The organism is Methylobacterium sp. J-068 (assembly GCF_022829445.1).
Classification (GTDB): domain Bacteria; phylum Pseudomonadota; class Alphaproteobacteria; order Rhizobiales; family Beijerinckiaceae; genus Methylobacterium.
This window is the reverse complement of sequence record NZ_JAKSXY010000122.1, coordinates 462,396-478,158: the sequence shown is the minus strand read 5'-3', so window position 1 is coordinate 478,158 and position 15,763 is coordinate 462,396. Positions and strand designations below refer to the sequence as shown.

Genomic DNA, 15,763 nt, shown 5'->3' with positions numbered 1-15,763 from the left:
ACCCGTCTGTTGGGGGAAGACCGGAATGCGCCTTACTCATCCCAACCGCGGTGCGATGGCGGCCGTGCTGGTGACCCTCGTGGGCCTCGGGCTCGGTGGCTGCGACGCCCTCGACTCGATCAATCCCTTCGCCGAGAAGTACAAACCCGAAGTCATCCCCGATGTTCCCGCCGACAAGCTCTACAGCGAGGGCTTGGCGCGGATGGAGGACAAGGACTACGAGGGCGCCTCGAAGAAATTCGGTGAACTCGATAAGACCTACAGCTACTCGGACTGGTCGCGCAAAGCGCTGCTGATGACCGCCTATTCGAACTACGAGGGCGCGAAGTACGACGACGCGATCAGCGCCTCGAAGCGCTACCTCCAGCGCCATCCGGCGAGCAAGGACGCGGCCTACGCCCAGTACCTGATGGCGATGTCGCACTACAAGCAGATCCCCGACGTGACCCGCGACCAGGAGCGCTCCGAGAAGGCGCTCGCCGGCCTGCAGGAACTCGTCCAGAAGTACCCGACCTCGGAATATGCCGCCGACGCCAAGGCCAAGATCCAGATCACCCGCGACCAGCTCGCCGGCAAGGAGATGGAAGTCGGCCGCTTCTACCTCGAGCGTCGCAACTTCCCCGCCGCGATCAACCGGTTTCGCGATGTCGTCAGCAAGTATCAGACGACCCGCCATGCCGAGGAAGCGCTGGAGCGCCTGACCGAGGCCTATATGGCCCTGGGCCTGACCCAGGAGGCGCAGACCGCCGCCGCCGTGCTCGGGCACAATTTCCCCGACAGCCCCTGGTACAAGGACGCGCACGCGCTCCTGCAGAATGGTGGCCTGGAGCCGCGCGAGGAGAAGACCTCGTGGCTCAGCAAGGTCTATCGCGGCGTCATCGGCCGGACGGCCGAGGCTCAGTAGCGCGGCCCGCCCCTCACACACCGAGGGCCGCCTTGCCGCTCCCTGCCGGGGGCGGCATCTTTTTTACGTGAAGCCGGCGGCACTTCGCCGTAAAGACAGCGCCAGCGTTCACAACGGGGCCCCATACGCGGCATGCTGAGCCAGCTCGCGATCCGCGACATCGTTCTCATCGACAAGCTCGTCCTGAACTTCCGCGAGGGCCTCAGCGTCCTCACGGGCGAGACGGGCGCGGGCAAATCGATCCTGCTCGATGCCTTCGCCCTGGCTTTGGGCGGGCGCGGCGACGGCCGGCTCGTGCGCCATGGGGAAGGGCAGGGCGCCGTCACCGCCGTCTTCGACGTGCCCCTCGACCATCCCGCGCGCGCACTCGCCGCCGAGGCCGAGATCGACACCGAGGGTGACCTGATCCTGCGGCGGGTCCAGATGGCCGACGGGCGCACCCGGGCCTTCGTCAACGATCAGGCGGTGGGCGTCCAGGTCCTGCGTGCCATCGGGGCGGCTCTGGTGGAAATTCACGGGCAGCACGACGACCGGGCGCTCGCCGACCCCAGCACGCACCGCGCCATCCTGGACGCGTTCGGTGGCCTGCAAGGGCCGCTCGCCCAGGTCGCGGCGGCGGCCAAGCGCGTGAAGGCCGCGCGCAGCGCGTTGAGCGAGCACCGCGCCCGGGTGGAGGCCGCCGCCAAGGAGGCCGATTTCCTGCGTCACGCGGTCGCTGAACTCGAAACCCTCGCGCCGGAAGCCGGCGAGGAGACCACGCTGGCCGAGCGCCGGACCGTGATGCAGCAGAGCGAGAAGGTCGCGCGCGAACTCAACGAGGCGATCGAGGCCTCGGGAGGCGGCATCGTCTCCCACCTGTCCTCGGCCCTGCGCAAGCTGGAACGTCGGGCGGCGCAACTGCCCGCTCTCGTGGAGCCCTGCGTCGCCGCGCTCGATGCCGCGCTCACCGCCCTCGACGAGGCCCATACCATCCTCGACGTGGCGCTTCGCGAGGCCGAGTTCGATCCCCGCGAACTCGAACGCGTGGAGGAGCGGCTGTTCGCTCTGCGCGCCGCCTCGCGAAAATATCAGGTCGCGGTCGACGATCTCGCGGCCCTGCGGGAGCGCTACGCGGCCGATGTCGCGGCGATCGATGCGGGCGAGGAGGCGCTGGCCGGCCTGGAAGCAACGCTGGCCGGCGCGGAGGCCGCCTATGCCAAGGCGGCGACCAAACTGACGGAGGGGCGCGGGCGGGCCGCGAAGGCCCTCGACGCGGCGGTGAAGGCGGAACTGCCGCCGCTGAAGCTGGAGCGCGCCCGCTTCATCACCGAGATCGCCACCGATCCGGAATCCCGAGACCCGGCCGGCAGCGATCGGATCGAGTTCTGGGCACAGACCAATCCGGGGACGCGCCCGGGACCGATGATGAAGGTGGCCTCCGGCGGTGAATTGTCCCGCTTCATGCTGGCCCTGAAGGTGGTGCTGGCCGACAAGGGGTCCGCGCCGACCCTGATCTTCGACGAGATCGATACCGGCGTCGGTGGCGCGGTGGCGGATGCCATCGGGGCCCGCCTCGGCCGGCTGTCCACCCGCGTGCAGGTGGTGGCGGTCACGCATGCTCCGCAGGTGGCGGCGCGGGCGGTGACGCACTTCCTCATCGCGAAGGATCCCGTCAAGGGCAGCGACCGTGTCGCGACCCGCGTGGCGTCGCTGGAGGCGCCCGCCCGCCGCGAGGAGATCGCGCGGATGCTCGCGGGCGCCACGGTGACGGACGAGGCGCGGGCCGCCGCGGCGCGCCTGCTCCAGGCGGCCGACGCCTGAGGCACCCGGTTCGTGGTTGCGTTAACGCGCTCTTAACCATGCTCGGTAACACTCCCTGAACGGCGAGTGCGCTCCGATTCGGCGCCGACGTTGGATCACTCGAACGAGGGACTGAGACGTTGGACCAGAGACTCTGCGACAGTGAACGGCGGGCCGACATCGAGACTTCGTGCCAGCCCAACCTGCCCGACGACACCCGCTACCGGCTGGGGACCGCGCTGCGGTCCATCTACGAGGAAACCTGCGACACCCAGCCGATTCCCGACAGCCAGATCGATCTGCTTCTGCGCCTGAGGCACAAGGAGCGGGACCGGCGGCGGCTCGATTAGAGCGCTTTGCGCCGTTGAGGGTTTGGGCTCGACGGTGTGTCGGGCGAAGTCCGAGAACCGGTCGCGTCCGGCTCTGATGAAAGCGCCTACCAGCGGCGCGAATTCGGCTGCCGCTTGTATTCGGCGGCCCGAATGAGGGTGAGGACCCGATCCAGGCTGAGCAGCAGCGACTGCTCCTCGCTGGTCGCGCGGGCGACTTCGTCCTGTCCCGTTCCGAATTGCTGGCGGAGTTGAGCCAGGGACAATTGCCGCTCCAGCGCCTCGCGCTGGGCATGCAGGTCGAGGAATGCCGCGTCGGCGTCTTGGGTTGTGCTCGAAGTCTCCGTCACGATGCGTCACCTTCCAGCGCCGATCTTGCATCGGCGACGGAACTCAACGCGCGAAACCGGAAAACCGTGCCACTCCGCCGCGCCGCCGGCTCAGCGGAAGCCGCCGATGCGCCGATCCCGCTTGCGCTCCGCCGCCGGCTGATAGGCGATCTGCGCGTGCGTGGTGCAGTAGGGCAGGCCCGTGATCGAGCGGTCGCCGCAATAGTGGAAATCCGGCGAGGTCGGATCGCCGATGGGCCAGCGGCACATCGATTCCCGCAGATCCATGATGGTGACGCGACGCGATATCGTGAGCGCGACGGGCGCGGGCGTTGTCGAGGGGGGGATCTCCACCGGCAGGTCCACCATCGGGATCACGTCCTCGACGACGGCCAGGGCGGATTCGCTCTCGGCGTCACGGCCGGTCCTGCGCGACGCGGTCCCTGCCATCTCGGCCGACTTGACCCGGCCCGAGAGGCCGAGGCGGTGAACCTTGCCGATCACCGCGTTGCGCGTCACGCCGCCGAGCTGTGTGGCGATCTGGCTGGCGCTCAGGCCCTCCTCCCACAGCCGGCGCAGCTGATCGACGCGCTCGTCCGACCAACTCGGGACCGTATCCACCATCGCTCCCTCCGAAATCGTCCACACCCGACCGGTTCACGCCGCCCATGACGGGCGGACGCCATGCGAGCAGGGCGGGACCGTCGGATGATGGCCGAGCGGCTCCCCGGCCGTCGGCTGAACGAACCGTACAGGACGCTGCGACGCGGAAGCAAGTGCGCGTCCGAAGCCCGCGAAGAGCGTGCGGCACCTGTCCACCGGCAAAGGTCGCGCCGGAAAACCGGGCTCGCCTCGCCGGATCGCCGGGGATGGTCTAGAGCCGGGGCGAGCCAATCCCGGGCCCGACGCACGATGCGCGGCCGGCCCTACCCGTCTGCGAGCCCTCATGACGACCCTTCCCCCCATCGCCGTGTTCGATCTCGACGGAACGCTCGCCGAGACCGCCGGCGATCTCATCGGGACCCTCAACGTGATCCTGCGGCGCGAGGGGCTCCAGACCCTGCCCCTCGCGCAGGCCCGCGACATGATCGGCGCCGGCGCGAAGGCCCTGATCCAGCGCGGCTTCACCACGGCGGGCGAGCCCCTGAGCACGGAACGGCTGGAGGCGCTGTTCTCCGACTTCATCACGCATTACGGCGATCACCTGTGTGATCACTCGCACCTTTTCCCGGGCGTCACCGAGGCGCTGGACGCGCTGCGCGCGCGCGGCTTCCTGCTCGCGGTCTGCACCAACAAGTACGAGCATCAGGCGGTGCGCCTGCTCGGACTTCTCGGCATTGCGGACCGCTTCGCCACGATCTGCGGCCGCGAGACGTTCCCGTACTTCAAACCCGATCCGCGCCACATCACCCTGACGATCGCGCGGGCCGGAGGCGACCCGGCCCGCGCCGTGATGGTGGGGGATTCCCGCGCCGACATCGACGCCGCCAAGGCGGCCGGGATTCCGGTGGTGGCCGTGCCCTTCGGTTATACCGACCTGCCGGTCACCGAACTCGGCCCCGACCGGGTCATCGCGCATTTCGACGAACTCGGTGACGCCGTCGATGCCCTGATGAGAGCCGCCTGACGGTTCTCCGGCGCGAATGCGCGAAGGGCCGCCCCCAGGGGGGCGGCCCTTCCTCGTCTCACAATCCTAGTGGTCGGGCGGTCAGTTCACCCGATCGGCGAGATTGGCCGAGTGCGCATGCTCGCCCGCGATGTAGGGCAACGCCTGATTGGCGAATTCGCGGCCCTGGGCGCTGTCGCCGTTGCGGGCATAGGAGGCGTAGAGGCCCAGCGTGCGGGCGTCCGAGCGGGCCTGCTGGTCCACATAGGTCCGGTCGAAATCGCGTGCGGTCGGCGCGGACTTCAGGCGATCGATGCGGGCCTGACCCTCGGCGCCGATGGCGACGCGGCGGCCGGGCTCGGAGGGGCTGTTGTCCACGAGGCCGACGCCGCCAAGCACGCCGCCCACCACGCGCTGGGCGATGGTGGCCGAGATCGTCACCGGGGCGAGCACGACGCCGACCGGGTTGTCGAGGCGGGTCTCGAAGGGCTGGGTGTCCGAGATCACGGTGCCGCCGGCGGTCAGCGAGGTGCCCTCGGGCAACAGGGCCTGGGTGGTGGCCTTGCGCTCCACGAGAACGTTGTGCGCGTACTGCCGCACGCGCGGGTTGCGCGACCGCTCCAGGGCGATGCGGCTCGACTCGATGCTGACGGCATCCGAGCGGAGCGCGGCGGCCCGGAAGTCGGAGGTGTCGGTCACGGCCGGCTGGTTGCCATCGAACTGTGGCGCGACGCGGAAGGACAGCGGCTCCTGGGCCAGCGCCGGCGTCGCGAGGGCGGCGACCGAGAGGCCGAGGGCGGCGAGCAGGGTGGATTTGGTCATGGCGGAAGCTTCCTGTGACGCCGTGCTGGCGCCGTTCATCGGGTTCGTTTGCGGTGCGGCAACCCATGGCCCCGCTCCCCGTTCCAACTCTGCGTCGCATTGGAGCCCTGCATTCGTGGGGGTGTTTTTCTCGGCGCGAAACTCCATCGGTGGTGCCTGCCGAAGGATGGGCGAACGCGATCCTTCCATGCCGGCGTGGGGCCGGCCCGACGGTTGCGAGAGACCCGGTCTCGCCCTCACCATGGCTGAGCATCGTTCGAACCGAGGACTTCCATGATCGAACCTCAGCCCCTGTTCGACGACCTGACGCGCCTCCACCTCGCCCGCGAGATCCTGCGCTGGGGCTGGTCCATCGGTGCGCACACCTACGGCTGTCCGCGCATCCTCGAACCGGATCTGGCCAGCCTCACGATCGGACGCTTCTGCTCCATCGGTCCGAATGTCACGATCGCGCTCGGCAACCATCGGACCGACCTCGTGACCACCTATCCGTTCAAGGCGATCGCGGGGATCGTCGGCGGCGGCGTGTGGGCGCAAGCCCTGTCGGCGGAGCCGGATCACGTCACGCGCGGCGACGTGGTGATCGGTGACGAAGTCTGGCTCGGGGCGAACTGCACCGTGCTCTCGGGCGTCACCATCGGCACGGGTGCGGTCGTCGGGGCGGGCGCCGTGGTGCGGCGCGACGTGCCGCCTTACGCGATCGTGACCGGCAATCCGGCCGAGGTGGTCCGCACCCGCTTCGACGACGCGACGATCGCCCGATTGCTGCGGGTGAACTGGTGCGCGTGGCCGGACGAACGCATCGCCGAATACCTGCCCCTGATCCTCAGCCCCGACATCATCGGCTTCCTCGATCGAGCCGAGGCGGAAGCGGCGCCCAATGTGGTGACGCCGTACGAATCGTCGCCCAAGGCATGATGTAGACGGACAAGCCGCCTGCCGCCTTCGGGCGGATTGGCTGTTCATAAAAAATTTGGCCGACGCAGAATCTAGACAGCGTGAGGAATTTTTTCTTGAAATCGCCCCGATTTCGATTAGGATTATAGGCTTACAGAATCGGAGGTTCGACGATGGCGCTTCGAAGTCTTCTTCAAATTAGATCAGATTTGGACGCCGCCGCTTGCCAAGTTGCATTTCAAAAGATCCGACTGTTATTGAAATTTGACAAAAATCAGCTTCGGGCTCCTGCTGGGACCACAGGTGGCGGCCAATGGGTCGCGGAAGATAATACCGGATCAGATTTTAGTAACTTGGTTGAAGGCAATGCATCTTCGCGCCGTTATGTTCAGCTTTCGGAGCGTTCTCAAGAATATTGTGACGATCAATATAAGCGAGACGTATTTCATTGTGGAATCGTAGGACTAAGAAGCTGCTATGCGCAAGCAATGGTCAGGCTTGTCGCTTGTGAGCGGGGGCACTCGATTCCACCGTTGAACTATTAGGAGAAAAGCGATGGTCATTGCGGAGCGCACGCTTCAGTACGAAGTCGGCGGCGATGACGTGCCGATCAAAATAACGATGTTTGCCCCAGAGCAGGATAAATCCTCATGGATTTGTCGATATAAGATCGATTGGCCCTCGGGTGTCAGGTCGAGTTTCGGTGCCGGTTTCGATGCCGTTCAAGCCCTTCATTTGACGCTGCAAAAAATTGGCGTCGAAATTTACATGAGTGACTACCACGCGAGCGGTCGCCTCTTTTGGGGTGAGAAGGGGACGGGTTACGGATTTCCCGTCCCCAAGAATGGGCGAACGTTCCTGATCGGCGACGACCTGAAGTTCGAGGGTTGAGTGCGCCTCCTGGCGCGCTTCAGTGCGCCTCCTCCCAGTTCAGGGCCGCCCGCGCGTCGACCACCAGCGGCACCCGCAGGGTCAAGGCGGGGGCGGGGGCCTCGACCATGATGCGGGTGATGACGGGCAGGGCCTTCTCGACCTCGTCCTCGGGGGCCTCGAACACGAGTTCGTCGTGGACCTGCAGTAGCATGCGCACGTTGAGGCGCTCGGCCTTGAGCGCGTCCTCCATGCGGATCATCGCGCGGCGGATGATGTCGGCGGCCGAACCCTGGATCGGCGCGTTGATGGCCTGACGCTCGACGGAGGCGCGCTCGTTCGGATTGTTCGAGCGGATCTGCGGATAGTGGCAGACGCGGCCGAACAGGGTGGTGACGTAGCCGACGTCCCGGCACAGGCGCTTGGTGTCGTCGATATAGGCGCGGATGCCGGGGAAGCGCTCGAAATACTGCTTGATGAAGGCCGAGGCCTCCTCGCGGCCGATGCCGAGACGGTCGGCGAGGCCGAAGGCCGAGATGCCGTAGATGATGCCGAAATTGATGGTCTTGGCGCGTCGCCGAAGATCCGGCGTCATCTCAGGCAGCGGCACCCCGAACATCGCGCTGGCGGTGGCCGCGTGGATGTCGATGCCGTCCGCGAAGGCCTGGCGCAGCTGCGGGATGTCGGCGATATGCGCGAGCAGGCGCAGCTCGATCTGGCTGTAATCGGCCGAGATCAGGCGGTTGCCCTCCGCCGCCACGAAGGCGCGGCGGATGCGCCGGCCCTCCTCGGTGCGGATCGGGATGTTCTGCAGGTTCGGCTCCGACGAGGAGAGCCGCCCGGTGGTGGTGGCGGCCAGCGAAAACGAGGTGTGGACGCGGTCGGTCTCGCGGTCGGCGTGCTGCTGCAGCGAATCCGTGTAGGTGGATTTCAGCTTGGCGAGCTGGCGCCATTCGAGGATCTTCTTCGGCAGATCGTGCCCGGCCTGGGCCAACTCCTCGAGCAGCGTCGCGGGTGTCGCCCATTGGCCCGACGGCGTCTTCTTGGCGCCGGGCAGGCCCATCTTGCCGAACAGGATGTCGCCGATCTGCTTGGGCGAGGAGACCTGGAACGTCTCGCCGGCATCCGCCTGGATCTCCTCTTCGAGACGAACGAGAATCTGCGAGAAGTCGCCCGACAGGCGGCTGAGCATGTTGCGGTCGATGCGGATGCCTTGCGCCTCCATCCGGGCGATCACCGGCACCAGAGGGCGCTCCAGGGTCTCGTAGACGGCGACCCGCTTCTCGGCGACGAGGCGCGGCTTCATCATCCGCCACAGGCGCAAGGTGACGTCGGCGTCCTCGGCCGCGTAGGCGGTGGCCTTGTCGAGGGCCACCCGGTCGAAGGTGATCTTGGCCCGGCCCGTGCCCGCCACGTCCGAGAAGGTGATCGGCTGGTGGCCGAGATGGCGCCGCGCGAGCTCGTCCATGCCGTGCCCGCCCCTGCCGGCATCGAGCACGTAGGAGATCAGCATGGTGTCGTCGAAGGGCGCGACGCGGATGCCGTAGCGCGACAGCACGACCCAGTCGTATTTCAGGTTCTGGCCGACCTTGAGCACGCCGGGATTCTCGAGGAGCGGCTTCAGCCGTGCGATCACGGCGTCGAGGTCGATCTGGCCCGCGGCCGGCTGGAACACGTCGGTGGCCGTCTTGGCCTCGCCGAACAGGTCCCCATCGGCACCCCGGATGGGCTCGACGTGCCGGAGCGGGATGTAAGCCGCACGGCCCGGCGCGACGCAGAGGGAGATGCCGACGAGGTTGGCGGTGTTGGCGTCGAGCGAATCGGTCTCCGTGTCGACGGCGATCACGCCCGCTTCCTCGGCCTCGGCGATCCAGGCATCGAGCTGCTCGACGGCCTGGATCGTCTCGTAGGCGGCGGTGTCGAAGGGCTTGACCGATTCCGCCGCCCGCGCCGCCACGAGGTTGGCGGGCGTCGGCTCGGACGGACCGCGCGGCTTCGGCGCGACGTCGGGCAGCCCGAGATCGGCGAAGGGATCGACCTCCCCGCGCGCCGCGCCGGAGACGGTTTCGGGATCCAGGGGCACCGGATCGCCGTGCGCGTCGGGAAAGAACGGCGCGTCCGCCTCGGGCTTGCGGTGCGGCAGCAGGGCCGGGTCGGGTTGCACGGCCTCCGGATCGACGTGGAGCATCTGCGCGATGCGGCGCGTGAGGGTGTTGAATTCCATCGCCTTGAGGAAGCCGACGAGCTTCTGCGGGTCGGGCTTCGGCAGGCGCAGGTCGTCGAGCGCCACGGGCAACGGGACGTTCTCCTCCAGCGCCACGAGCCTTCGCGAGAGCCGGGCCTGGTCGATGCTGGCGAGCAGGGTCTCGCGGCGCTTGGGCTGCTTGATCTCGGCGGCCCGCTCCAGCAGCGCGTCGAGGCTGCCGTATTCCTTGATCAGCGCGGCGGCCGTCTTCAGGCCGATGCCCGGCACGCCCGGGACGTTGTCCGAGGTGTCGCCGATCAGCGCCAGGGCGTCGCCGATCTGCTCGGGCTGGAGGCCTTCCCACTTGGCGATGATCGCGTCGCGGTCGAGGTTGCGCTCGGGGCGGTAGCCGGGCTTGCCCTTGGCGCCGGATTCGAAATCGTAGAACCGCACCAGCGGCCCGACGAGCTGCATCAGATCCTTGTCGGAGGAGACGATGATGACGCCGGCGCCGCGCGCCTCGGCCTGGCGCGAATAGGTCGCGATGAGGTCGTCGGCCTCGTAGCGGATGAGCTCGATCGGCTGCAGCCCGAAGGCCCGCACCGCATCGCGCATCAGCGGCATCTGGCGCTTGAGGTCGTCCGGCGCGTCCGGCCGGTGGCCCTTGTAGTCGGGGTAGAGTTCCTTGCGGAACGAGCCTTCCGACTTGTCGAACACGATGGCGAGATGGGTCGGCATCACGCCGGCGGCCCCCTCCTGCACGAACTGGGCGATCTTGGTGCAGAACAGGCGCACCGCGCCGGTGGGCAGGCCGTCCGAGGGCCGGGTGTTGTACTTCTGGTCCTGGTTGATCGACTGGAAGTAGGCCCGGAAGATGAACGACGAACCGTCGACCAGGATGATCTGATCGCCGGGGCCGACGGGCTTTTCGGATGGAGCAGCGGTCATCGGGCGACACGGTCTCGCGAAGGGGGCATCGGGGCGGTTCGCGTTCACGGGGCCGGCGGTCGGCTCAGTTCGGCGTGGCAGGCCGCGATGCTCGGTTTCAGGTGGTCGTGGACGGTCTTCCAGACGATGTCCAGCGCCACCCGATGGTCGGCGTGCCGGTAGAAATTTCCGGCATCCGCGACGTTGCGCCAGGGAATGCCAGGATGGCGCGCGCGCGCAGAACACCCTCGTGGGTCCGCAAGATCTCGATGGCGGCGTCGCGTTCCATGGCGGGAACGTACCGCAGGGCACGCGGTCGCCGGAAGCCCCTTCAGGCCGCCGCCCCCACCGTATCCGCCATCCGCGCGTCGCGGGCGCCCAGCGGCTGCTCGGGGCCGCGCGTGGTGTCGGCCTCGGTCTGATGCTCCATCTCGGCATTGATCTCGGCGCCGATGAGCACGATCGTGGTCGAGATCCAGATCCAGGTCATGAAGCCGATCACGGCGCCCAGCGAGCCGTAGGTCTCGTTGTACTTGCCGAAATTGGCGACGTACCAAGAGAAGCCGAGCGAGGTCGCGACCCAGGCCACGGCGGCGATGGCGCTGCCCCAGGTCACCCAGCGCCAGCGCGGCGCGTCGCGGCTGGGGCCGTAGCGGTAGAGCAGGGCGAGGCCGCCGAGCACCGCGAACAGCAGCACCGGCCAGCGCAGCAGGGCGATGTACCAGGCCTTCGCGCTCAGGCCGACGATGGCGATGGCGGCCGGCACCACCACGATGCCGACGAGCGCCAGGATGATGAACAGCAGCGCGCCGGCGGTGAAGGCCAGCGAGCGCAGGTTGAGCCAGACGAAGCTGCGGCTCTCACGCTCCTCGTAGACGATGTTGAGGGCGGAGAAGACCGCCTTCATGCCGCCATTGGCGCTCCAGAGCGAGAGGACGATGCCGGTGAAGAAGGTGAGGCCCAGGGTGGTGTCGCCCTTGGCGGCGATGCGCTTCACCTGCTCGCCGATGATGTCGAGGGCGCCGGAGGGAACGACGCCCTGGAGGTTCTGAAGGTGCTCGTTGATGGTGGCCACGTCGGCCACCAGCCCGTAGCAGGAGACGAGGGCCGCGACGGCGGGAAAGATCGCCAGCAGCACGTAGAACGTGACCCCGGCGGCGACCGAGACGATGTTGTTCTCCGACACGTCGTGGAACACCCGCAGGCCGATGTCCTTCCAGCCCTTGGCCGGGATCTCGGACGGCGTCCGCGCCTTGCGTCCGCGCTCCGGTTGGCTGTCGGCGACGCGCCGCGCATCCGGGCCCGCATGGGACGGGGAGGGCTGGCGCGTCGGGTCCGCCGGCATCGCGCGGGCCGATGGTCCTGCGCCGCTCCGGCGGGGAAGCGCCACGAAGCCCAGAAGGGCGGTGGCGAGGGCAAGGGTCCAGATCGTCGAATTCTTGGTTTCGGCCGCGCTGGGCGCAGTCGAACGCTCGGTCGGTGATGTCATCGATCGTCCGCCCTACAGGATACATGGTTCTTGAAAGATGATGCGGGCGTCGTTCGCGTCACCACATCTTGTCTCGACAACCGAGCGTGGCGGCTGCGGGTTTCATCGCGGCTCACGGAAATGCGAGGGCGCACGCCGCGCGATTAGTCCCCGAAACTCCCCTCGGGCGGGAAGCGTTGTGCGTCGCGGCACCCGGGACGCCACGGGCGGTGGAATTTCGGGCACATCGCGGACGTGATGGCCGATGCCGGCTTGCTCTCGACGGCGTCAGGCGGCACGGCCCATAGACCCCTTTGTCCGACCCGGAGACCACTGACCCGTGCCGCACGCGACCGAGCTGATCGCCATCATCGCCCTGGGCCTCGTCCTTGCGTTCGTCTGCGGAATGCTGGCCCAGCGCCTGCGCCTGCCGCCCCTGGTCGGTTACCTCCTCGCGGGCGTCCTCGTCGGCCCCTACACGCCGGGCTTCGTCGGCAACAGCCAATTGGCCGGGCAGCTCGCCGAGATCGGCGTGATCCTGCTGATGTTCGGCGTCGGCCTGCACTTCTCGATCAAGGACCTGATGGCGGTGCGCACCATCGCGCTGCCCGGTGCCATCGTGCAGATCGTGGCGGCGACCGTCATGGGTGGCGCCCTTGCCCTCGCCTGGGGCTGGGGCCTAGGCGCCGGCCTCGTCTTCGGCCTCGCCCTCTCGGTGGCGAGCACGGTGGTGCTGCTGCGCGCCCTCGAGGAGCGCCAGCTCCTCGACAGCGACAAGGGCCGCATCGCGGTGGGCTGGCTCATCGTCGAGGATCTGGCGATGGTGCTGGCCCTCGTGCTGCTACCGGCGCTGGCGCCATCCCTCGGGGGCGACGGGGCGGGCGCCGCGCACCACGCGGGCGACGGCAACCTCTGGCTCACCCTCGGACTGACCCTGGCCAAGGTGGGAATCTTCACCGCCGTGATGCTGGTGGGCGGCCGGCGCTTCGTGCCCTGGCTCCTCGATCAGGCGGCGCGCACGGGCTCGCGCGAGCTCTTCACCCTGGCGGTCCTGGCCCTGGCGCTCGGCATCGCCTTCGGCTCGGCCGAACTCTTCGGCGTCTCCTTCGCGCTCGGCGCCTTCTTCGCCGGCATGGTGCTCGCCGAATCCGACCTCAGCCACCAGGCGGCGGCCGATTCCCTGCCGCTGCAGGACGCCTTCGCGGTGCTGTTCTTCGTCTCGGTGGGCATGCTGTTCGACCCCGGCATCCTGATCCGCGAGCCGCTCTCGGTGCTGGCCGTGCTCGGCGTCATCCTGGTCGGCAAGTCGCTGGCGGCGGTGGCGATCGTGCTCGTGTTCCGGCACCCGCTCGGCACCGCCCTCACCATCGCGGCGAGTCTTGCCCAGATCGGCGAGTTCTCGTTCATCCTCGTCAGCCTCGGGCTGTCCCTGAAACTCTTGCCGGAGGAGGGGCGTGACCTCATCCTCGGCGGCGCCATCCTGTCGATCACCCTCAACCCGCTGTTCTTCGCGCTCACCGACTGGGTCGGCCGGAAGGTCGCGGAGCGTCCCCACCTCGCCGCGCGCTTCGAGCGCAAGGGCGCCGATGCGCTCGCGGTCGCCATCGAGAGCCCCCCGCATCGCGGCCACGCGATCATCGTCGGGTACGGCCGCGTCGGCAGCACCATCGGCAATGCGCTCAAGGCCTGGGACCTGCCCTACGTCGTTCTCGACCGCGACCGGCGCCGGGTGCTGGATCTGCGCCGGGACGGTATCGAGGCCGTGTTCGGCGACGCCACCGCGCCGGGCATCCTCCAGGCCGCCGACATCGCCCAGGCCAAGCTGATCGTGGTGGCGACCCCGGAGGCGCACACCACCCGGCGCATCGTCGAACTCGCGCGCGAGGCGTATCCGGGGATCGACACCCTGGTGCGGACCCACAACGACGCCGAGCGCCGCCACTTCGAGGAGCAGGGCGTCGGCCTCGTCCTCATGGCCGAGCGTGAACTGGCCTTCGGCATGACGCTCTATGCCCTGCGCAGCCTCGGCCTGAAGGAGGGCGAGGCCCGCATCTTCGTGGACAGCACCCGCGTGGAGAGCCGGTCGGCGCCCGTGGAGGCCGAGATCGACCACGGCGCGCCGGAACTGCGCCCGCACAAGGGCGAGGCCGGGGAAGGCTGAGGCCTATACCCGTAGCGACTGCCCGAGTTCCTGGACCCGGCGCAGGTCGGCCACGAAGGCGGCGTAGGCCTCGGCCTTCGCCTCGTCCGGCAGGCGCAGCAGGTAGGAGGGATGCACGGTGATGAAGCCCGCATAGGGCTTCTCGAACTGCGCGGGTCCACGGGCCCGGGTGATCGGGATCGCCTTGCCGGTCAGGGCCAGCACGGCGGTGGCGCCGAGGGCCACCACGAGCTTCGGCGCGACGAACTCGAGTTCGCGCTCGAGCCACCAGCGGTAATGGCTGACTTCGCCGGCCGTGGGCTTCTGGTGAATGCGGCGCTTGCCGCGCTCCTCGAACTTGAAGTGCTTGACCGCATTGGTGAGGTAGGCCTCGCCGCGCGCGATGCCGGCCTCGCCCATGGCGCGCGACAGCAACTGCCCGGCCGGTCCCACGAAGGGACGCCCCTGGCGATCCTCTTGGTCGCCCGGCTGTTCGCCCACGAAGGCGATGGTGGCGCCCGCCGGCCCCTCGCCGAGGACGGCCTGGGTCGCGCCCGGCACCAGCGGCTCCGAACGCCTGATGATGGCATTGAGCGCCTCCAGTGAGTCCGGGGCCTGGTCGGCCATCGCGGCGACGGCCCGGGCGGGGTTGCGCTTGACCGGCATCTGCGGCTCCCTCTCGATCATGGCGCCCGTCCGGGCCGCCGCCTGCCGGACGAGGCCCGGAATCGCGGCGGTCTCGGGCATGTTGCGCCAGTACTTCTTCGGCATCTCGGCCCGCATGGCGGTGAGGTTGGTGCGGGCGGGGTTGAACGTGCTCTCGTAGTAATCGCGCCAGCCCGCCTCGAAGCCGTCATGGGCCGGTGCGTCCTCGCGCCGGCCCGGCGGCCCGAAGGTCAGGGTGGTGCCATCCCAGGACACGGAGGCCTCGGGGGTCAGGATCGTCCAGGTCAGGGCGCGGAAACGCCCGACGAAGAACGGCGCGGCGGCGGCCAGGATGTGGTGGTCGGGCTCGAACCAGGCCACGAAGCGTTCCGGCCCCTCGGCCTCGACCCGCCGGAAGCGCAGGAAGGCGTGCATCTTGTGCAGGTCGCGGCCGATCGCCTTGCGCATCCGCTCCAGGCGGTGGACCAGCGGGTCGCTCGACACTTCGAGGAGTCGACGCTCGCCCTGCAGGATGCGCCAGATCAGTTCGTAGAGGAGGGCGTAGCGTTCCGGATCGCGGTGCGGCACCACCGCGCCGACCATCTCGGCGATCCCGCGCGGCAGGCGCAAGGGGGCTTCGGCGGCGGGGCCGTCCGTGGCTTCGCCGAACAGCCCGGGCGTTTCGCCGATGGACCAGAGCACCCGCTCGGGCGGAACGCCCCGCCCGGCGAGGCGACGGGTGGCGGCGCGAAACCCGTCGAGGTCGGCGCCCGCGCGCAGGAACACGGCTTCGAGCGGCCCACCACCCGTTCTCCCCTCCTGCGCGGGGCCGGGGGGAGGGGGATCCAGGCGCCGGTTCATC

General features: G+C 68.6%; 14 protein-coding genes. 7 read left to right on the top strand and 7 right to left on the bottom strand.

The window, feature by feature from the left end:
* Window positions 1–25: 25 nt before the first annotated feature.
* The 3 genes from MKK54_RS22560 to MKK54_RS22550 all read left to right on the top strand — a co-directional run bounded on the left by MKK54_RS22560 (window position 26) and on the right by MKK54_RS22550 (window position 3,033).
* A complete protein-coding gene (locus MKK54_RS22560) occupies window positions 26–904 on the top strand; it encodes an outer membrane protein assembly factor BamD (protein WP_244014443.1) in 879 nt (292 codons plus the stop codon).
* A gap of 132 nt (window positions 905–1,036) precedes the next feature.
* A complete protein-coding gene (recN, locus tag MKK54_RS22555; protein ID WP_244014441.1) occupies window positions 1,037–2,704 on the top strand; it encodes a DNA repair protein RecN in 1,668 nt (555 codons plus the stop codon).
* Between the two features lie 119 nt (window positions 2,705–2,823).
* Window positions 2,824–3,033, top strand: a complete 210-nt coding sequence (locus MKK54_RS22550) for a hypothetical protein (protein ID WP_244014681.1) — start codon at window positions 2,824–2,826, stop codon at window positions 3,031–3,033.
* Window positions 3,034–3,119: 86 nt separating this feature from the next.
* Here MKK54_RS22550 and MKK54_RS22545 read toward each other — a convergent pair whose 3' ends face one another.
* Window positions 3,120–3,362 (bottom strand): hypothetical protein, encoded by a 243-nt coding sequence (locus tag MKK54_RS22545; protein ID WP_244014439.1) that lies wholly within the window; start codon window positions 3,360–3,362, stop codon window positions 3,120–3,122.
* Window positions 3,363–3,452: 90 nt separating this feature from the next.
* Window positions 3,453–3,965, bottom strand: a complete 513-nt coding sequence (locus MKK54_RS22540; protein ID WP_244014437.1) for a GcrA family cell cycle regulator — start codon at window positions 3,963–3,965, stop codon at window positions 3,453–3,455.
* A 322-nt stretch (window positions 3,966–4,287) separates the two neighbouring features.
* Between MKK54_RS22540 and MKK54_RS22535 the strand changes: the two genes are divergently transcribed.
* On the top strand, window positions 4,288–4,968 hold the full coding sequence (locus MKK54_RS22535; RefSeq protein ID WP_244014435.1) for an HAD family hydrolase: 681 nt from the start codon (window positions 4,288–4,290) through the stop codon (window positions 4,966–4,968).
* 81 nt (window positions 4,969–5,049) lie between these two features.
* On the opposite strand, the gene MKK54_RS22530 is transcribed toward MKK54_RS22535, so the two are convergent.
* Entirely contained in the window at window positions 5,050–5,769 is a 720-nt protein-coding gene (locus tag MKK54_RS22530) for a DUF4142 domain-containing protein (RefSeq protein ID WP_244014433.1), read from the bottom strand.
* 273 nt (window positions 5,770–6,042) lie between these two features.
* On the opposite strand from MKK54_RS22530, the gene MKK54_RS24580 reads away from it, so the two are divergent.
* Window positions 6,043–6,687, top strand: a complete 645-nt coding sequence (locus tag MKK54_RS24580; RefSeq protein WP_279597475.1) for a CatB-related O-acetyltransferase — start codon at window positions 6,043–6,045, stop codon at window positions 6,685–6,687.
* Window positions 6,688–7,221: 534 nt separating this feature from the next.
* Window positions 7,222–7,557 (top strand): DUF6968 family protein, encoded by a 336-nt coding sequence (locus MKK54_RS22520; RefSeq protein ID WP_244014431.1) that lies wholly within the window; start codon window positions 7,222–7,224, stop codon window positions 7,555–7,557.
* 19 nt (window positions 7,558–7,576) lie between these two features.
* On the opposite strand, the gene polA is transcribed toward MKK54_RS22520, so the two are convergent.
* The 3 genes from polA to MKK54_RS22510 are packed head-to-tail and all read right to left on the bottom strand — an operon-like array spanning window position 7,577 to window position 12,137.
* Entirely contained in the window at window positions 7,577–10,669 is a 3,093-nt protein-coding gene (gene polA, locus MKK54_RS22515) for a DNA polymerase I (RefSeq protein WP_244014429.1), read from the bottom strand.
* 44 nt (window positions 10,670–10,713) lie between these two features.
* Window positions 10,714–10,983, bottom strand: a complete 270-nt coding sequence (locus MKK54_RS24810; RefSeq protein ID WP_409564228.1) for a DUF86 domain-containing protein — start codon at window positions 10,981–10,983, stop codon at window positions 10,714–10,716.
* Window positions 10,980–12,137: a YihY/virulence factor BrkB family protein gene (locus tag MKK54_RS22510; protein ID WP_244014427.1), complete on the bottom strand. Its 1,158-nt coding sequence runs from the start codon at window positions 12,135–12,137 to the stop codon at window positions 10,980–10,982. Before MKK54_RS22510 ends, MKK54_RS24810 begins: the two co-directional genes overlap by 4 nt.
* A 319-nt stretch (window positions 12,138–12,456) precedes the next feature.
* Between MKK54_RS22510 and ybaL the strand changes: the two genes are divergently transcribed.
* A complete protein-coding gene (gene ybaL, locus MKK54_RS22505; protein ID WP_244014425.1) occupies window positions 12,457–14,277 on the top strand; it encodes a YbaL family putative K(+) efflux transporter in 1,821 nt (606 codons plus the stop codon).
* A gap of 3 nt (window positions 14,278–14,280) precedes the next feature.
* Here ybaL and MKK54_RS22500 read toward each other — a convergent pair whose 3' ends face one another.
* A complete protein-coding gene (locus tag MKK54_RS22500; RefSeq protein ID WP_244014423.1) occupies window positions 14,281–15,762 on the bottom strand; it encodes a UdgX family uracil-DNA binding protein in 1,482 nt (493 codons plus the stop codon).
* Between the last annotated feature and the right edge of the window lies 1 nt (window position 15,763).

Coding starts and splice junctions, on each gene's coding strand:
- MKK54_RS22560 (WP_244014443.1), top strand. CDS start 26: ATGCGCCTTACTCATCCCAACCGCGGTGCGATGGCGGCCGTGCTGGTG.
- recN (WP_244014441.1), top strand. CDS start 1,037: ATGCTGAGCCAGCTCGCGATCCGCGACATCGTTCTCATCGACAAGCTC.
- MKK54_RS22540 (WP_244014437.1), bottom strand. CDS start 3,965: ATGGTGGATACGGTCCCGAGTTGGTCGGACGAGCGCGTCGATCAGCTG.
- MKK54_RS22535 (WP_244014435.1), top strand. CDS start 4,288: ATGACGACCCTTCCCCCCATCGCCGTGTTCGATCTCGACGGAACGCTC.
- MKK54_RS22530 (WP_244014433.1), bottom strand. CDS start 5,769: ATGACCAAATCCACCCTGCTCGCCGCCCTCGGCCTCTCGGTCGCCGCC.
- MKK54_RS24580 (WP_279597475.1), top strand. CDS start 6,043: ATGATCGAACCTCAGCCCCTGTTCGACGACCTGACGCGCCTCCACCTC.
- MKK54_RS22520 (WP_244014431.1), top strand. CDS start 7,222: ATGGTCATTGCGGAGCGCACGCTTCAGTACGAAGTCGGCGGCGATGAC.
- polA (WP_244014429.1), bottom strand. CDS start 10,669: ATGACCGCTGCTCCATCCGAAAAGCCCGTCGGCCCCGGCGATCAGATC.
- MKK54_RS22510 (WP_244014427.1), bottom strand. CDS start 12,137: ATGACATCACCGACCGAGCGTTCGACTGCGCCCAGCGCGGCCGAAACC.
- MKK54_RS22500 (WP_244014423.1), bottom strand. CDS start 15,762: ATGAACCGGCGCCTGGATCCCCCTCCCCCCGGCCCCGCGCAGGAGGGG.